This window comes from Streptomyces vastus (genome assembly GCF_039532825.1).
GTDB lineage: Bacteria > Actinomycetota > Actinomycetes > Streptomycetales > Streptomycetaceae > Streptomyces > Streptomyces vastus.
Window position 1 is genome coordinate 25,372 of the sequence record NZ_BAAASJ010000112.1, and the last position, 15,400, is coordinate 40,771.

At 70.5% G+C, this 15,400-nt stretch carries 15 protein-coding genes; 12 read left to right on the forward strand and 3 right to left on the reverse strand.

Translation table 11 applies throughout. The features are described 5' to 3' along the window. From ABD357_RS34475 to ABD357_RS34490, 4 genes are all read left to right on the forward strand, one after another. Positions 1 to 645, forward strand: a 645-nt coding sequence (locus tag ABD357_RS34475) for a flavodoxin-dependent (E)-4-hydroxy-3-methylbut-2-enyl-diphosphate synthase (RefSeq protein WP_344395165.1), incomplete at its 5' end; no start/stop codon positions are given. Between the two features lie 175 nt (positions 646 to 820). Further along, a complete protein-coding gene (locus tag ABD357_RS34480) occupies positions 821 to 1,669 on the forward strand; it encodes a GNAT family N-acetyltransferase (RefSeq protein ID WP_344395166.1) in 849 nt (282 codons plus the stop codon). Positions 1,670 to 1,832: 163 nt separating this feature from the next. Next, complete coding sequence (locus ABD357_RS34485; RefSeq protein WP_344395168.1) at positions 1,833 to 2,402, forward strand: GNAT family N-acetyltransferase; 570 nt, start codon at positions 1,833 to 1,835, stop codon at positions 2,400 to 2,402. A gap of 87 nt (positions 2,403 to 2,489) precedes the next feature. Next, entirely contained in the window at positions 2,490 to 4,184 is a 1,695-nt protein-coding gene (locus ABD357_RS34490; RefSeq protein WP_344395169.1) for a proline--tRNA ligase, read from the forward strand. A 433-nt stretch (positions 4,185 to 4,617) separates the two neighbouring features. Here the strand turns inward: ABD357_RS34490 and ABD357_RS34495 are convergent, their stop codons facing one another. The 3 genes from ABD357_RS34495 to ABD357_RS34505 form a co-directional block, all read right to left on the reverse strand. Further along, the gene (locus ABD357_RS34495) at positions 4,618 to 5,529 is read right to left on the reverse strand and encodes an aminoglycoside phosphotransferase family protein (RefSeq protein WP_344395170.1); all 912 of its coding nucleotides are present in this window, start codon (positions 5,527 to 5,529) and stop codon (positions 4,618 to 4,620) included. Positions 5,530 to 5,600: 71 nt separating this feature from the next. Next, positions 5,601 to 6,095, reverse strand: coding sequence for a ferritin-like domain-containing protein (locus tag ABD357_RS34500; protein WP_344395171.1), 495 nt, complete (start codon positions 6,093 to 6,095; stop codon positions 5,601 to 5,603). Further along, positions 6,092 to 6,655, reverse strand: a complete 564-nt coding sequence (locus ABD357_RS34505) for a hypothetical protein (protein ID WP_344395172.1) — start codon at positions 6,653 to 6,655, stop codon at positions 6,092 to 6,094. Before ABD357_RS34505 ends, ABD357_RS34500 begins: the two co-directional genes overlap by 4 nt. Positions 6,656 to 6,840: 185 nt before the next feature. Here ABD357_RS34505 and rimP point away from each other — a divergent pair, with 185 nt between their 5' ends. The 8 genes from rimP (at position 6,841) to ABD357_RS34545 (ending at position 15,395) form a co-directional block, all read left to right on the forward strand. Then, entirely contained in the window at positions 6,841 to 7,350 is a 510-nt protein-coding gene (gene rimP / locus ABD357_RS34510; RefSeq protein WP_344395173.1) for a ribosome maturation factor RimP, read from the forward strand. Between the two features lie 2 nt (positions 7,351 to 7,352). Continuing rightward, positions 7,353 to 8,399 carry a transcription termination factor NusA gene (gene nusA / locus ABD357_RS34515; protein WP_344395174.1) on the forward strand — a complete coding sequence of 349 codons (1,047 nt, stop codon included), beginning with the start codon at positions 7,353 to 7,355 and terminating at the stop codon, positions 8,397 to 8,399. A gap of 102 nt (positions 8,400 to 8,501) precedes the next feature. Further along, on the forward strand, positions 8,502 to 8,795 hold the full coding sequence (locus ABD357_RS34520; RefSeq protein ID WP_344395222.1) for a YlxR family protein: 294 nt from the start codon (positions 8,502 to 8,504) through the stop codon (positions 8,793 to 8,795). Between the two features lie 147 nt (positions 8,796 to 8,942). Then, a complete protein-coding gene (gene infB, locus ABD357_RS34525) occupies positions 8,943 to 12,107 on the forward strand; it encodes a translation initiation factor IF-2 (RefSeq protein ID WP_344395175.1) in 3,165 nt (1,054 codons plus the stop codon). A gap of 439 nt (positions 12,108 to 12,546) precedes the next feature. After that, positions 12,547 to 12,840: a DUF503 domain-containing protein gene (locus ABD357_RS34530; RefSeq protein ID WP_344395176.1), complete on the forward strand. Its 294-nt coding sequence runs from the start codon at positions 12,547 to 12,549 to the stop codon at positions 12,838 to 12,840. A gap of 75 nt (positions 12,841 to 12,915) precedes the next feature. After that, a complete protein-coding gene (rbfA, locus tag ABD357_RS34535) occupies positions 12,916 to 13,380 on the forward strand; it encodes a 30S ribosome-binding factor RbfA (RefSeq protein WP_344395177.1) in 465 nt (154 codons plus the stop codon). Continuing rightward, complete coding sequence (truB, locus tag ABD357_RS34540) at positions 13,377 to 14,282, forward strand: tRNA pseudouridine(55) synthase TruB (protein WP_344395178.1); 906 nt, start codon at positions 13,377 to 13,379, stop codon at positions 14,280 to 14,282. Before rbfA ends, truB begins: the two co-directional genes overlap by 4 nt. A gap of 159 nt (positions 14,283 to 14,441) precedes the next feature. Further along, positions 14,442 to 15,395: a bifunctional riboflavin kinase/FAD synthetase gene (locus ABD357_RS34545; RefSeq protein WP_344395179.1), complete on the forward strand. Its 954-nt coding sequence runs from the start codon at positions 14,442 to 14,444 to the stop codon at positions 15,393 to 15,395. Positions 15,396 to 15,400 lie beyond the last annotated feature (5 nt).

Genomic DNA, 15,400 nt, shown 5'->3' on the forward strand with positions numbered 1-15,400 from the left:
TTGTGGGAGGCCTCGCTGTTCGAGGAGCACGACTTCCGGGACATCAAGATCTCGGTCAAGCACAACGACCCGGTGGTGATGGTCAACGCCTACCGGCAGCTGGCCGCCCAGTGCGACTACCCGCTGCACCTCGGTGTGACGGAGGCCGGCCCCGCCTTCCAGGGCACCATCAAGTCGGCGGTCGCCTTCGGCGCGCTGCTGAGCGAGGGCATCGGCGACACCATCCGGGTGTCGTTGAGCGCCCCGCCCGCGGAGGAGTGCAAGGTCGGCATCCAGATCCTGGAGTCGCTGGGGCTGCGGGAGCGACGCCTGGAGATCGTGTCCTGCCCGTCGTGTGGCCGTGCCCAGGTGGACGTCTACAAGCTGGCCGACGAGGTCACGGCCGGTCTGGAGGGCATGGAGGTCCCTCTGCGGGTCGCGGTCATGGGCTGTGTCGTGAACGGGCCGGGCGAGGCGAGGGAGGCGGACCTGGGCGTCGCCTCCGGCAACGGCAAGGGGCAGATCTTCGTGAAGGGCGAGGTCATCAAGACGGTGCCCGAGTCGAAGATCGTGGAGACCCTGATCGAGGAGGCGATGAAGATCGCCGAACAGATGGAGGCGGACGGAATCGCCTCCGGGGAGCCTTCGGTTTCGGTGGCGGACTGACGGGAGGCGGAGCCGACGGAGGGTTTGACCTGCCACCGCCGCGCCCACCCCAGAAGTCGCGGTTGACCCCCGCGTCCCCAGCGCCGTCAGGAGGGCTCCGGTATCGGGCGGCGGCGCCTATTTTCGCCAGGTACAGTGCGGGGAATCAGCAGATCCCAGGGTGAGGCCCCCGTACGTGTTGACGCAGACCACCACCAGGGTCCTCGAACCGAGTGACCTGGACGCCGCGCTCGCCGTCCTCGACCGCGAGCCTGTCGTGAACGCCTTCGTGACCTCCCGGGTGCAGATCGCGGGCCTCGACCCGTGGCGGCTCGGCGGCGAGATGTGGGGCTGGTACGAGGACGGCATGCTGACGTCCCTCTGCTACGCAGGCGCCAACCTGGTCCCGATCGGCGCCACCCCCCGTGCCGTACGCGCCTTCGCGGACCGGGCCCGTCGCGCGGGCCGGCGCTGCTCCTCCATAGTCGGCCCGGCCGAGGCCACCGCCCAGCTGTGGCGGCTGCTCGAGCCGAACTGGGGTCCCGCCCGCGAGGTCCGCCCCCGCCAGCCCTTGATGGTCACCGACCGGGTTCCGTCCGACATCGTCCCGGATCCGTACGTCCGCCGGATCCGCAAGGACGAGATGGAGACGATCATGCCCGCCTGCGTGGCGATGTTCACGGAGGAGGTCGGCATCTCGCCGCTGGCCGGTGACGGCGGGCTCCTCTACCAGGCCCGGGTCGCCGAACTCGTCGGCTCCGGGCGCTCGTTCGCCCGCCTCGGCCGAGACGGCCGGGTGATCTTCAAGGCGGAGATCGGCGCCGCGACCCCCCAGGCCTGCCAGATCCAGGGCGTCTGGGTGGCCCCCGAGTACCGCGGCCAGGGCCTGGCGGCCCCTGGCATGGCAGCCGTCCTGCGCTACGCCCTCGCAGACGTGGCCCCCGTCGTCAGCCTCTACGTCAACGACTTCAACACCGCGGCTCGACGCACGTACCAGAGGGTGGGCTTCCAGGAGATCGGCGCGTTCATGAGCGTGCTGTTCTGAATCGTCCTGTTTCCGAGGCGCGCTGTTCTGGGGCCGAGCCCTTTAGGGGCGCAGCCCCTTTTGGGGCGCGGGGAACTGCGCGACCAGCCACGACGAACCCGCAGCCAACAGACAACCGTGGTATCCGGCGCAACCCAGCGGAGCGCAAAGGTAGTCTCCGGGCATGCTGCGCATCCCCGGTCAGGGCCCCCGTACGCCCGACGACGTCGTCATCGGCCCGTTGGATCTGGCCGCGCGGATCGACGAGGCGCTCGCCGTGCAGGCCGTGGCCTTCGGGCTCGGTGCGGACGAGATCGCCGTACGGCGGCAGATCGTGCTGCGGCATCTCACCTATCCCGGCGCCCGCGCATTCGGCGCCACCACTCCCGACGGCCGGCTCGTCGGCTTCGTCTACGGCATGCCCAACGACCGTGTGCACTGGTGGTCCACCGTCGTCGAGCCCTATCTGCGCAGCCAGGGCCACGAGGCCTGGCTCGACGACTCCTTCGTGATCACCGAGCTGCACGTCCACCCGCACTACCAGAACCGCGGCATCGGCCGCGCCCTGATCACCACCATCACGGACAGCGCCACCCAGCCCCGCTCGATCCTCTCGGCCATCGACAAGGACAGCCCGGCCCGTGGCCTCTACCACTCACTCGGCTACGAGGACCTGGCCCGCAACGTCCTGTTCCCCAGCGCCCCGAAGCCGTACGCGGTGATGGGCGCCCACCTTCCCCTTCGCAGGCGCTAGCCGCCGGGGCGCGAATCGATTTCCGCCGCCCGGTACCGCCCGGCTAACCTCCTAGCCATCACCCTTATCCGGCAGGAGTTAAGAATCATGGCCCAGGTCCAGCGCATGTCCCGGTTGATGATCAAGACACTGCGCGACGACCCGGCGGACGCCGAGACGCTCAGCCACAAGCTGCTCGTCCGCGCCGGTTATGTGCGCCGCACGTCGGCCGGTATCTGGAGCTGGCTGCCGCTCGGCAAGAAGGTCCTCGAGAACGTCGCGCGCGTGGTGCGTGAGGAGATGGACGCCATCGGCGGTCAGGAGGTTCTGCTGCCCGCCCTGCTGCCGCGCGAGCCGTACGACGCGTCGGGTCGCTGGGACGAGTACGGCGATCTCCTCTTCCGCATCAAGGACCGCAAGGGCGCCGACTATCTGCTGGGGCCCACGCACGAGGAGATCTTCACCCAGATCGTCAAGGACCAGTGCTCGTCCTACAAGGATCTGCCGGTGATCCTCTACCAGATCCAGACCAAGTACCGGGATGAGGCCCGCCCCCGCTCCGGTGTGCTGCGCGGCCGTGAGTTCCAGATGAAGGACTCGTACTCCTTCGACACCACGGACGAGGGCCTGGTGGAGGCGTACGGGCTGCACCGCGAGGCGTACCAGAAGATCTTCGCGCGTCTGGGCCTTGACTACCGCATCGTCTTCGCCGTCTCCGGCGCGATGGGCGGCTCGGCGTCGGAGGAGTTCCTCGCGCCCGCCGCGGCCGGTGAGGACACCTTCGTGGACTGTCCGGCCTGCGACTACGCCGCGAACACGGAGGCCGTCACCTTCGCACTCACACCGGTCGAGGGCGTCGAGCACGGTCCGGTCGAGGAGCTGGACACCCCCGACACCCCGACCATCGAGACCCTCGCCGAGCACCTGGGCGTGCCGGCCTCCGCCACCCTCAAGAACCTCCTCGTCAAGGTCGACGGCGAGATCGTCGCCGTCGGTGTCCCCGGTGACCGCGAGGTCGACCTCGGCAAGCTGGGCGAGCATCTGGCTCCGGCGGAGGTGGAGTTGGTGACGGCCGAGGACTTCGTGGGCCGTGAGGATCTCGTACGCGGTTATGTGGGCCCGCAGGGTCTGGACAAGGTCCGCTACATCGCCGATCCGCGCGTGGCGCCCGGTACGGCCTGGATCACGGGTGCCAACAAGCCGGACAAGCATGCGCGCAACGTCGTCTGCGGCCGGGACTTCGAGGTCGACGACTACCTCGACGTGGTCGTCGTCGAGGAGGGCGACCCCTGCCCCGCCTGTGGCACCGGCCTCCAGCTGGACCGCGCCATCGAGATCGGTCACATCTTCCAGCTGGGCCGCAAGTACGCCGACACCTTCAAGCTCGATGTCCTCGGCCAGAACGGCAAGCCGGTTCGCGTGACGATGGGCTCGTACGGCATCGGTGTCTCGCGTGCGGTGGCCGCGCTGGCCGAGCAGTCGGCGGACTCGCAGGGCCTGTGCTGGCCTCGCGAGGTCGCCCCCGCCGACGTGCACGTCGTCGCCGCCGGCAAGGCCCTGCAGACCGAACTCGCGCTCGACGTCTCGGAGAAGCTGGGTGCGGCGGGTGTGCGCGTCCTGGTGGACGACCGCGCCGGCGTCTCGCCGGGCGTCAAGTTCACGGATGCCGAACTGATCGGTGTCCCCCAGATCCTGGTGGCCGGCCGCCGCTCGGCCGAGGGCGTCCTAGAGCTCAAGGACCGCCGCACCGGTGAACGCGAGGAGCTGACGGCGGCCGAGGCCATCGCCCGCCTGACGGCATAACGGGGCCGTCGCCGCGACGGGTTGGGTTCGCCCCCGCCGCCCTTACCCGTCCCATCCCGGGGGCCGGCCCCCGGGCCCCCCGCCAGTGGCTCCGCCCCTGGACCCCGCTGGGGCTGCGCCCCCAGGCGCCCCGAGGGGGCTCCGCCCCGGACGTTTCGGGGGCCAGCCCCCGAACCCCCGCTCCTCAAACGCCGGAGGAGCTGATTTTGCGCGGACTGGGCTGCACTGCTGGGCTGAACCTTTGCAGCCGAGACCGGCATCAATCAGCCCGTCTGGGGGCACCTCCCAGCGGTAGCTGGGGGAGTTTGAGGACGAGGCCGTTCAGGCCGATGGGGGTCTGGGGGCGGAGCCCCTGGTGGGGTTCGGGGCCGGCCCCGGGATGGGACGGGTAGGGGCGGCGGGGGCGACCCACCCCACGGCCACCCAGCACCCCCTACAACCACCCCGCGAACTCCAGCAACAGCTCCGCATGCTGGCCCCGCCCCACCCGCCGAGCCCGCACCCCCGACTCGACCGCCCGGAACAGCGTCCACCCCCGCAACCGCTCCTGGTCCACGTCCAGCGACTCGGCCAGGCGCTTGACCCGGCGACGGGTTGTCGCCGGGCCGGACGGCGAGGCGATCAGGTCCTCGACACGGTCCCGGACCAGGCGCGCCAGATCGAAGGCGCACTCGCCGACGACGGGATCCGGCCCAACGGCCAGCCAGGGGCTGCGTTCGCCGGCGAGGACCTTGCTCTGGCGGAACGTGCCGTGCAGCAGCCGCGACTCCGGCGGAGCCGCGAGCAGCTGCTCGCGGACCGCGAGCGCCGCGTCCACCAGCGGCAGCGTCTCCGCGTCGGCGCCCGCCCGCATCACCTCGGCCTGCCGCCCCGTCCGCTCGGCCACGGTCTCGAAGGTGTGCCCGGCAGGCGGCTCGACCCACAGCCGCCGCAACGTCCCGGCCGCCTCCAGCATCGACTTCGCCTCGGGCAACGACCGCACGGACACATCGGGATGCAACCGCTCCAGGAGCAGCACACCACCGGTCCCGGAGGGACTGGCATGACCCGAGGACTCGAGAAGCCGCACCGTGCCCCGTCCGTCCCAGTGCGCGAGCGCGGCCCGCTCGCCCTCCGGCCGCGCGCGCGGTGGCGCGAGCTTGAGGACGGCGGGTGTCCCGTCGGGCAGCCGCACCAGCACCACGAGACTGCTGCGACCGCCGGGCACCTGCACCCGCTCTACTGTCAACTCGCGTACGGAGACAGCCTGTTGAGCTGTCTCGGGCAGCTTCTCCAGCCAGTCGTCACCGGCCGGCACCGTCTCGCCGAGCGCCCTGACGAGCCGCTGCGGCGGTTCGAAAGCCATACGCGAGTGTTCCCTTCCCACGTGCTCGACGTGTTCTGTGTGCACTACGTGCCCGAAGTGCGTTACATGCGTTACGTGCGGGGTGTCGACCGTGGCCCGGCCGGCGCTGTCCGCTCGGTGAGACCAGGGAAGGCTACGCTCCCGCCACGCCAGCGTGCCGCCCGGACCGCCGCCTCCCGCAAGGCCTGAGCGGCATCGCGCCGCCGCTCGCCCCCGGCGGCCCGTACGACATCCGAGTACACACCGGCCACCCGCTCCTCGAGTTCGACGGCGAGCCGCACGGCCGCGTCCACGTCGGTCACCGGGAACGGCAGCGCGTAAGCGGCCGCCGCCGGTTCGGGCTTCCCCTCCAGATCCCGCACGGCCCGCGTGAGCGCATCGCGCCGGGCCCGATGCGCGTCGTACGCCGCCTGCGCCTCGGCCTGCCGCTCCTCGCCTGCCTTTCCGCCGACGATCCCGTACCCGTACACCGCGGCGTGCTCGGCTCGCAGCGCGGCCTGCACGGCCTTCAGCTCGCCCGACGCCTCCGCCTTCCCGGAAACCTCGGAACTCCCGGACCCGCTCACTTCCCGCCCTCCGTCAACAAGTACACGTGCACCGCACCGGCCGCCGCCACCGAGGCCAGCAGCCGCGCCAGCTCTCCCGGCAGTTCCTCGAGCGCCTTCGTACGCCGGTCCGCCAGCGCCCGCTCGGCCGAGGCCAGCTCGGCGAGGGCGTCCTCCTCGCGGGCCGGCACGCCTGCGGCCGGAGCACTCGCGGAAGCAGCGGGAGACGAAGAAGCCGAAGACGCCGAAGACGCTGAGGCACTGGGAGTGGCAGACGCCCGCTTCCCGCCCCCGAACGCCTCCGCGTGCCGTACGACCTCCGCACGCAGCGGTGTCAGGGCCGGCGCCAGCGCAGGATGCGCGGCGAGCACGGCCGCGTAGCGCGCCGCGAGCCCTTCGCTGTCGCGTGCCGCACGCGCGCGTGCCCGATCGGCGGCGGAAGTGGCCTCCTTGGTGGTCCCGGAGGAGGAGTCGGAGGCGGAGCAGCCCGTGAGCAGTGCGGCGCCCGCACCGGCGGCTGAGGCGAGCAGGCTCCTTCGGCGCGGCCCCGAGGGCGAGCGCGACGGCAGGGTGAACGACAAGGCAGACGTCCTCGGCAGGCTCGTACGAAAGGAAGGGCGGCGACCGGAGCTCCGGGAGGCGCCTGCCCCGGATCAAGGTAACCCGCGGTGATGCCGGTGGACGGCAACACCCTCCTGGACCCGATACCCTTTGACCTGACACGCGACCTACCCACAACAGCACACGCGGCCGAGGAGTCACCCGGATGAGCACCACCCAGAGCGAGAGGCTGCGAGGACTGCTGGAACCGCTCGTCAGCTCCCAGGGACTCGATCTCGAGGAGATCGAAGTGGACTCGGTCGGACGTAAGCGTGTGCTGCGCGTCGTCGTCGATTCCGACGAAGGTGCCGACCTCGACCAGATCGCCGATGTGAGCCGCGCGCTCTCGGCGAAGCTCGACGAGACGGACGCGATGGGCGCGGGTGAGTACACCCTCGAGGTGGGAACGCCCGGTGCGGAGCGCGAGCTCAGAGAACACCGTCACTACGTACGTGCCGCCGGCCGGCTCGTGAAGTTCCAGCTGGCCGAGGACGGCGAGGTGGTCGCTCGGATCCTCGAGGTGGACGACGAGGGTGTGGACCTCGAAGTACCCGGTGTGAAGGGGCGCAAGGCCACCGCCAGAAGGCTCGCTTTCGAGGAGATCGCCAAGGCGCGCGTCCAGGTCGAGTTCAGCCGCAAGGACAAGAAGGACATGAAGGAAGAGGAGGAGGCGTAGCCGTGGACATCGACATGAGTGCCCTGCGGGGCTTGGTACGGGAGAAGGAGATCTCCTTCGACCTGCTGGTAGAAGCGATCGAATCGGCCCTCCTCATCGCCTATCACCGCACCGAGGGAAGCCGTCGCCACGCGCGCGTGGAGCTCAACCGCGAGAGCGGCCACGTGACCGTGTGGGCGAAGGAGGACCCCGAGGACCTCGAAGAGGGCCAGGAGCCCCGCGAGTTCGACGACACCCCGACCGGCTTCGGCCGTATCGCCGCCACCACCGCCAAGCAGGTCATCCTGCAGCGTCTGCGCGACGCCGAGGACGACGCGACGCTCGGCGAGTACGCGGGCCGCGAGGGCGACATCGTCACCGGTGTGGTGCAGCAAGGGCGGGATCCCAAGAACGTACTCGTGGACATCGGCAAGCTGGAGGCCATCCTGCCGGTGCAGGAGCAGGTTCCCGGCGAGACGTACCAGCATGGGATGCGGCTGAGGTCATACGTGGTCCGGGTGGCGAAGGGTGTGCGTGGGCCCTCCGTGACGCTGTCCCGGACGCATCCCAATCTGGTGAAGAAGCTCTTCGCTCTCGAAGTGCCGGAGATCGCCGACGGATCCGTCGAGATCGCCGCCATCGCCCGGGAGGCGGGGCACCGTACGAAGATCGCCGTCCGGTCCACCCGTTCGGGTCTGAACGCCAAGGGTGCCTGCATCGGGCCCATGGGCGGCCGTGTGCGCAATGTCATGGGCGAGCTGAACGGTGAGAAGATCGACATCGTCGACTGGTCCGACGACCCCGCCGAGATGGTAGCCAACGCGCTCTCCCCGGCCCGGGTCTCCAAGGTCGAGGTCGTGGACCTCGCGGCCCGCTCCGCGCGCGTGACCGTGCCGGACTACCAACTCTCCCTGGCGATCGGCAAAGAAGGGCAGAATGCCCGGCTCGCCGCCCGGCTCACCGGCTGGCGGATCGACATCCGTCCGGACACGGAACAGACCGGTGAGCGGACCGGTGAGCGGACCGGTCAGCAGGCCAGTCAGCAGGCCGACGACCAGGGCGGGGAATAGATCGCGCCGTCTGGTCGCTGAGATCACGACAGTTTTATACGCGGCAACCGTTCGATTCATGCCCCAAAGGGGTGAGGTCGGTGCGGGGAGGTAGACTTGATTGTGTCTGGCCGGACGCCAGCCCGAGCATGCCCTGAGCGCACGTGTGTGGGGTGCCGGGAGCGAGCGGCCAAGGACGATCTGCTGCGCATCGTGGCGGTCGAGGGCGAGTGTGTCCCCGATCATCGCGGTACGCTGCCCGGCCGGGGTGCCTATGTTCACCCCGCCCTGGTCTGTCTTGATCTGGCGGTCCGCCGCCGGGCGTTCCCCCGGGCGCTGCGTGCCCAGGGACCGCTCGACACGGAGGCATTGCGCCAAGCTGTCGAGAAGACCGTTGCCGAGAAGGCAACACCGTAAGACGTGTCGCACGGAACCCCGTTGCGGCCCTGGTACCTCGCGAGTCGAAAGCAGGTCGAGATTGCGATGAGCACTCGATGAGTACGCGATGAGTACGCCCATGAAGTAGCGACGGTCCGGACGCAACCCGGACCTAAAAGGAGCGAAGTGGCTAAGGTCCGGGTATACGAACTCGCCAAGGAGTTCGGGGTTGAGAGCAAGGTCGTCATGGCCAAGCTCCAGGAACTCGGTGAATTTGTCCGATCTGCGTCCTCGACCATCGAGGCGCCCGTTGTACGCAAACTGACTGACGCCCTCCAGCAGGGCAACGGCGGCGGCAAGCCCGCCCCGCGCAAGGCCGCGCCTGCCAGGCCGGCCACCCCCTCTCCGGCGCAGGCCGCCCGTCCGGCTGCCCCGCGCCCGCCGGCCCCGAAGCCTGCTGCCGCGGAGAAGCCCGCGGCTCCGGCCGGTGGGCCTGTGACTCCGGGGCCGCGTCCGACTCCGGGTCCCAAGCCGCCCGCGGCGAAGCCCGCTCCGGCATCTCCGGCTCCGGCGGCGCCCGAGTTCACGGCGCCTCCGTCGGCTCCTGCGGCGCCTTCGGGTCCTGCGGCGCCTTCGGGTCCTGCGGCATCGTCGGGTCCCGCGGCTCCCTCGGGTCCGCGTCCGGGTGGCGCCCGTCCCGGTGCCCCGAGGCCGGGTGCCCGTCCGGGTCCCGCTCAGGGCGGCGGCCAGGGTCGTGGCGACCGCGGTGACCGTCAGGGCGCGCCGCGTCCGGGTGGTCAGGGCTCGCGTCCGGGCGGCCGTCCGGCCGGCCCACGTCCGGGCAACAACCCGTTCACCTCTGGTGGTTCCACCGGTATGGCGCGCCCGCAGGCGCCCCGTCCGGGCGGTGCCCCGCGCCCCGGTGGTGCTGGTGCCCCCGGCGGCGGCCCGCGTCCGCAGGGTGCGGGCCAGGACCGTGGTCCCCGTCCGCAGGGTGGTCCCGGTGGCGCTCCGCGTCCCGGTGGCGGCCCCGGCGGCAACCGTCCGACTCCGGGCGGCATGCCTCGTCCGCAGGGTGGTCCCGGTGGCGCTCCGCGTCCCGGCGGCGGCCCCGGCGGCAACCGTCCGAACCCCGGCATGATGCCGCAGCGTCCGGCTGCCGGTAGCCCGCGTCCCGGCGGCGGTGGCCCAGGTGGCCGCGGTCCTGGTGGCGGCGGTCGTCCCGGTGGCGGTGGCGGCGGTCGTCCCGGTGGCGGCGGCTTCGCCGGTCGTCCCGGTGGTGGCGGCGGTGGCGGTTTCGCCGGTCGTCCCGGTGGTCCCGGTGGCGGTGGCGGCGGTTTCGCCGGTCGTCCCGGTGGTCCTGGTGGCGGCGGTGGCCGTCCCGGTTTCGGCGGTCGTCCGGGTGGTCCCGGTGGCCGTGGTGGCACGCAGGGCGCCTTCGGTCGTCCCGGCGGTCCGGCGCGTCGTGGTCGCAAGTCGAAGCGGCAGAGGCGCCAGGAGTACGAGGCCATGCAGGCCCCGTCGGTCGGCGGCGTGATGCTGCCTCGCGGCAACGGACAGTCCGTCCGCCTGTCGCGCGGTGCGTCCCTCACCGACTTCGCGGAGAAGATCAACGCCAACCCGGCGTCGCTCGTCGCTGTGATGATGAACCTCGGCGAGATGGTCACTGCCACGCAGTCCGTCTCCGACGAGACGCTGAAGCTCCTCGCGGACGAGATGAACTACGTCCTCGAGATCGTCAGCCCCGAGGAGGAGGACCGCGAGCTGCTCGAGTCCTTCGACATCGAGTTCGGCGAGGACGAGGGCGGCGAGGAGTTCCTCGCGCCGCGTCCGCCGGTCGTGACCGTCATGGGTCACGTCGACCACGGTAAGACCCGACTGCTGGACACCATCCGCAAGACGAACGTCGTCGCGGGCGAGGCCGGCGGTATCACGCAGCACATCGGTGCGTACCAGGTCGCCACCCAGGTCAACGAGGAACAGCGACGGATCACCTTCATCGACACCCCGGGTCACGAGGCGTTCACCGCCATGCGTGCACGAGGTGCCAAGTCGACCGACATCGCGATCCTCGTGGTGGCGGCCAACGACGGTGTGATGCCCCAGACGATCGAGGCGTTGAACCACGCCAAGGCGGCCGGTGTGCCGATCGTGGTCGCGGTCAACAAGATCGACGTCGAGGGTGCCGACCCGACCAAGGTGCGCGGTCAGCTCACCGAGTTCGGTCTGGTGGCCGAGGAGTACGGCGGCGACACGATGTTCGTCGACATCTCCGCCAAGCAGGGCCTCAACATCGAGAGCCTGCTGGAGGCCGTGGTCCTCACCGCGGACGCCTCGCTCGACCTGCGGGCCAATCCGGAGCAGGACGCGCAGGGCATCGCGATCGAGTCACACCTGGACCGTGGCCGCGGCGCCGTCGCGACCGTCCTGGTCCAGCGAGGCACCCTGCGGGTCGGCGACACCATGGTGGTCGGCGACGCGTACGGCCGTGTCCGCGCGATGCTCGACGACAAGGGCGAGAACGTGGAAGAGGCGGGTCCCTCGACCCCGGTCCTCGTCCTCGGTCTCACCAACGTCCCCGGCGCCGGCGACAACTTCCTCGTCGTCGACGAGGACCGTACGGCCCGTCAGATCGCAGAGAAGCGTGCCGCTCGTGAGCGGAACGCCAACTTCGCCCGCCGGGGTGTCCGGTTCTCCCTGGAGAACCTGGACGAGGCCCTCAAGGCCGGTCTGGTGCAGGAACTCAACCTCATCATCAAGGGCGACGCGTCCGGTTCGGTGGAGGCTCTCGAGTCCTCGCTGCTCCAGCTCGACGTCGGCGAAGAGGTCGACATCCGCATCCTGCACCGTGGTGTGGGTGCGGTCACCGAGTCGGACATCGACCTGGCGACCGGCTCTGACGCCATCGTCATCGGCTTCAACGTCCGCGCGGCCGGCCGTGCCTCGCAGATGGCGGAGCGCGAGGGCGTCGACGTCCGTTACTACTCGGTGATCTACCAGGCCATCGAGGAGATCGAGGCGGCCCTCAAGGGCATGCTCAAGCCGGAGTACGAAGAGGTCGAGCTCGGTACGGCGGAGATCCGCGAGGTCTTCCGCTCGTCCAAGCTGGGCAACATCGCCGGTGTGCTGGTCCGCTCCGGCGAGGTCAAGCGCAACACCAAGGCGCGGTTGCTGCGCGATGGCAAGGTCATCGCGGAGAACCTCACCATCTCCGGTCTGCGTCGCTTCAAGGACGACGTCACCGAGATCCGCGAAGGGTTCGAGGGCGGTATCAACCTCGGCAACTTCAACGACATCAAGGTCGACGACGTCATCGCGACGTACGAGATGCGTGAGAAGCCCCGCGGGTAACACGGGTGCCTGAGGTTGGCCGGCGGGGTTCCCGCCGGCCAACCTTTCCGTTCCTGGGGGAGCGGGTGGATTTTCGCCCCCGCCGCCCCTACCCGTCCCATCCCGGGGCCGGTCCCTGGACCCCGCTGGGGCTGCGCCCCAGACCCCCATCGGCCTGAACGGCCTGGTCCTCAAGCGCCGGACGGGCTGGTTGATGCGGGCCTGCGCTGACAACGTTCGGCCGCTCAAAATCAGCCCCTCCGGCGATTGAGGAGCGGGGGTTCGGGGGCCGGCCCCCGAAACGGGGTCCGGGGCGAAGCCTCGCGGGATGGGACGGGTAGGGGCGGCGGGGGCGAAAACCCCGTCGAGCCGCACCGGCCCTCCGTTGTACCGTTCTTGACGTCCCTGCCAAGAGCTTGGCGGGTCATCTACCCCGTACCGGCGGGACATCCGGACACACATGTACGTGGGGACTCTGTCCTTCGATCTGCTCCTCGGCGACGTACGGTCGCTGAAGGAGAAGCGTTCCGTCGTCCGCCCGATCGTGGCGGACCTCCAGCGCAAGTTCGCGGTGAGCGCGGCGGAAGTGGGCGGTCAGGACCTGTACCGACGGGCCGAGATCGGGCTGGCGGTGGTCTCGGGGGACGCGGGGCATCTGACGGACGTACTGGACCGGTGCGAGCGCATGGTCGCCGGCCGGCCGGAGGTGGAGCTGCTGTCCGTACGACGGCGGCTGCACGGCGACGACGACTGACCGTGCACGACGATGGACTGTGCACGCGGAACACGCGGACAACGCGGAACAGGCAAGAAAGAGGGAGACGGACCAGTGGCCGACAACGCGCGGGCGAAGAGGCTGGCGGACCTCATCCGAGAGGTGGTGGCCCAGAAGCTGCAGCGCGGGATCAAGGACCCGCGGCTCGGTTCGCAAGTCACCATCACGGACACCCGGGTCACCGGGGATCTGCGGGAGGCGACCGTCTTCTACACGGTGTACGGGGACGACGAGGACCGGGCAGCCGCGGCAGCCGGCCTGGAGAGCGCCAAGGGCGTGCTCCGCTCGGCGGTCGGCGCGGCGGCGGGTGTGAAGTTCACCCCGACCCTCAGCTTCGTGGCGGACGCCCTGCCGGACACCGCCAAGACCATCGAGGACCTGCTCGACAAGGCACGGGCCTCGGACGCGAAGGTACGCGAGGTCTCGGCGGGCGCCAGCTTCGCGGGTGACGCGGACCCGTACAAGAAGCCGGGCGAAGAGGACGAGACGCCAGAGACGGACGGCGACGCCCCGGCATGACCCAGAAGAACCGCACGCCCGACGGCCTGGTCATCGTCGACAAGCCGTCGGGCTTCACTTCGCACGACGTGGTCGCCAAGATGCGCGGGATCGCGAAGACCCGCCGCGTCGGACACGCGGGCACCCTCGACCCGATGGCGACGGGCGTGCTCGTCCTCGGCGTCGAGAAGGCGACCAAGCTCCTCGGTCATCTCGCGCTCACCGAGAAGGAGTACCTGGGGACGATCCGGCTCGGGCAGACATCCGTCACCGATGACGCCGAAGGGGACATCACGGCCTCCGCCGACGCCTCGGGGATCACCCGGGACGCCATCGACGCCGGGATCGCCAAGCTCACCGGCGACATCATGCAGGTGCCGTCCAAGGTCAGCGCCATCAAGATCGACGGCGTGCGCTCGTACAAGCGGGCCCGCGAGGGCGAGGACTTCGAGATCCCGGCCCGGCCGGTCACGGTCTCCTCCTTCTCCGTGTACGACGTCCGGGGCGGCGTCGCCGACGACGGTACGCCCGTTCTGGACCTGGTCGTCTCGGTGGTCTGTTCTTCGGGGACGTACATCCGTGCGCTGGCCCGCGACCTCGGCGCGGGCCTGGGTGTCGGCGGCCATCTGACGGCGCTGCGCCGCACCCGTGTCGGCCCCTACAAGCTGGACTCCGCGCGCACGCTCGACCAGCTCCAGGAGGAGCTGACGGTGATGCCTCTGGCTGAGGCGGCCGCGGCCGCGTTCCCGCGGTGGGACGTGGACGCGAAGAGGGCGCGACTGCTGACGAACGGGGTCCGCCTCGAGATGCCCGAGGCGTACGCGGGGGGCGGTGCCGTCGGGGTTTTCGATCCCGAGGGGCGATTCCTCGCGCTGGTGGAGGAGCAGAAGGGCAAGGCGAAGAGCCTGGCCGTCTTCGGCTGACCGGGACCGACCGACCGGGTGCGGCCCGTCACAGGGCCCATGCCGATGCGGGGCGAGGGTGTGCGGCATGGCACCCTTGGACCTGCGTATGAGAGACCTGCGTATGAGGCGATCGGTACGCAGCCAATACGGACACGGGTTCTACGAGGAGCGGTCACAGTGCAGCGCTGGCGTGGCTTGGAGGACATCCCCCAGGACTGGGGGCGCAGCGTCGTCACCATCGGCTCGTACGACGGCGTCCACCGCGGGCACCAGCTGATCATCCGGCATGCCGTGGAGCGGGCGCGTGAGCTGGGCGTTCCGTCCGTCGTCGTCACGTTCGACCCGCACCCGAGCGAGGTCGTGCGCCCCGGCAGCCATCCGCCCCTGCTCGCCCCGCACCACCGCCGCGCCGAACTGATGGCTGAGCTGGGTGTCGACGCCGTGCTCATCCTGCCGTTCACGACCGAGTTCTCGAAGCTCTCGCCCGCCGACTTCGTCGTCAAGGTCCTCGTCGACAAGCTGCACGCCAAGGCCGTCGTCGAGGGCCCGAACTTCCGCTTCGGCCACAAGGCCGCCGGGAACGTGGCGTTCCTGGTCGAGCAGGGCAAGACGTACGACTTTGAAGTCGAGGTCGTCGACCTGTACGTGACCGGCGCGGCCGGCGGCGGCGAACCCTTCTCCTCCACGCTCACCCGGAGGCTCGTCGCCGAGGGCGACGTCGAGGGCGCGCGCGAGATCCTCGGCCGCCCGCACCGCGTCGAGGGCGTCGTCGTACGCGGCGCTCAGCGTGGCCGTGAGCTGGGCTTTCCGACCGCCAACGTCGAGACGCTGCCGCACACCGCGATTCCCGCCGACGGTGTCTACGCCGGCTGGCTGCACGCCCAGGGCGAGGCCATGCCCGCCGCGATCTCCGTCGGCACGAACCCGCAGTTCGAGGGGACGGAGCGGACCGTCGAGGCGTACGCCATCGATCGCGTCGGCCTCGACCTGTACGGCCTGCATGTCGCGGTCGACTTCCTGGCCTTCGTCCGCGGACAGGCCAAGTTCGACTCCATCGAGGGCCTGATGGAGACGATGGCGCAGGACGTGAAGCGCTGCCGGGAGCTGGTGGAGGCGTACGAGGGGGAGTAGGCGGC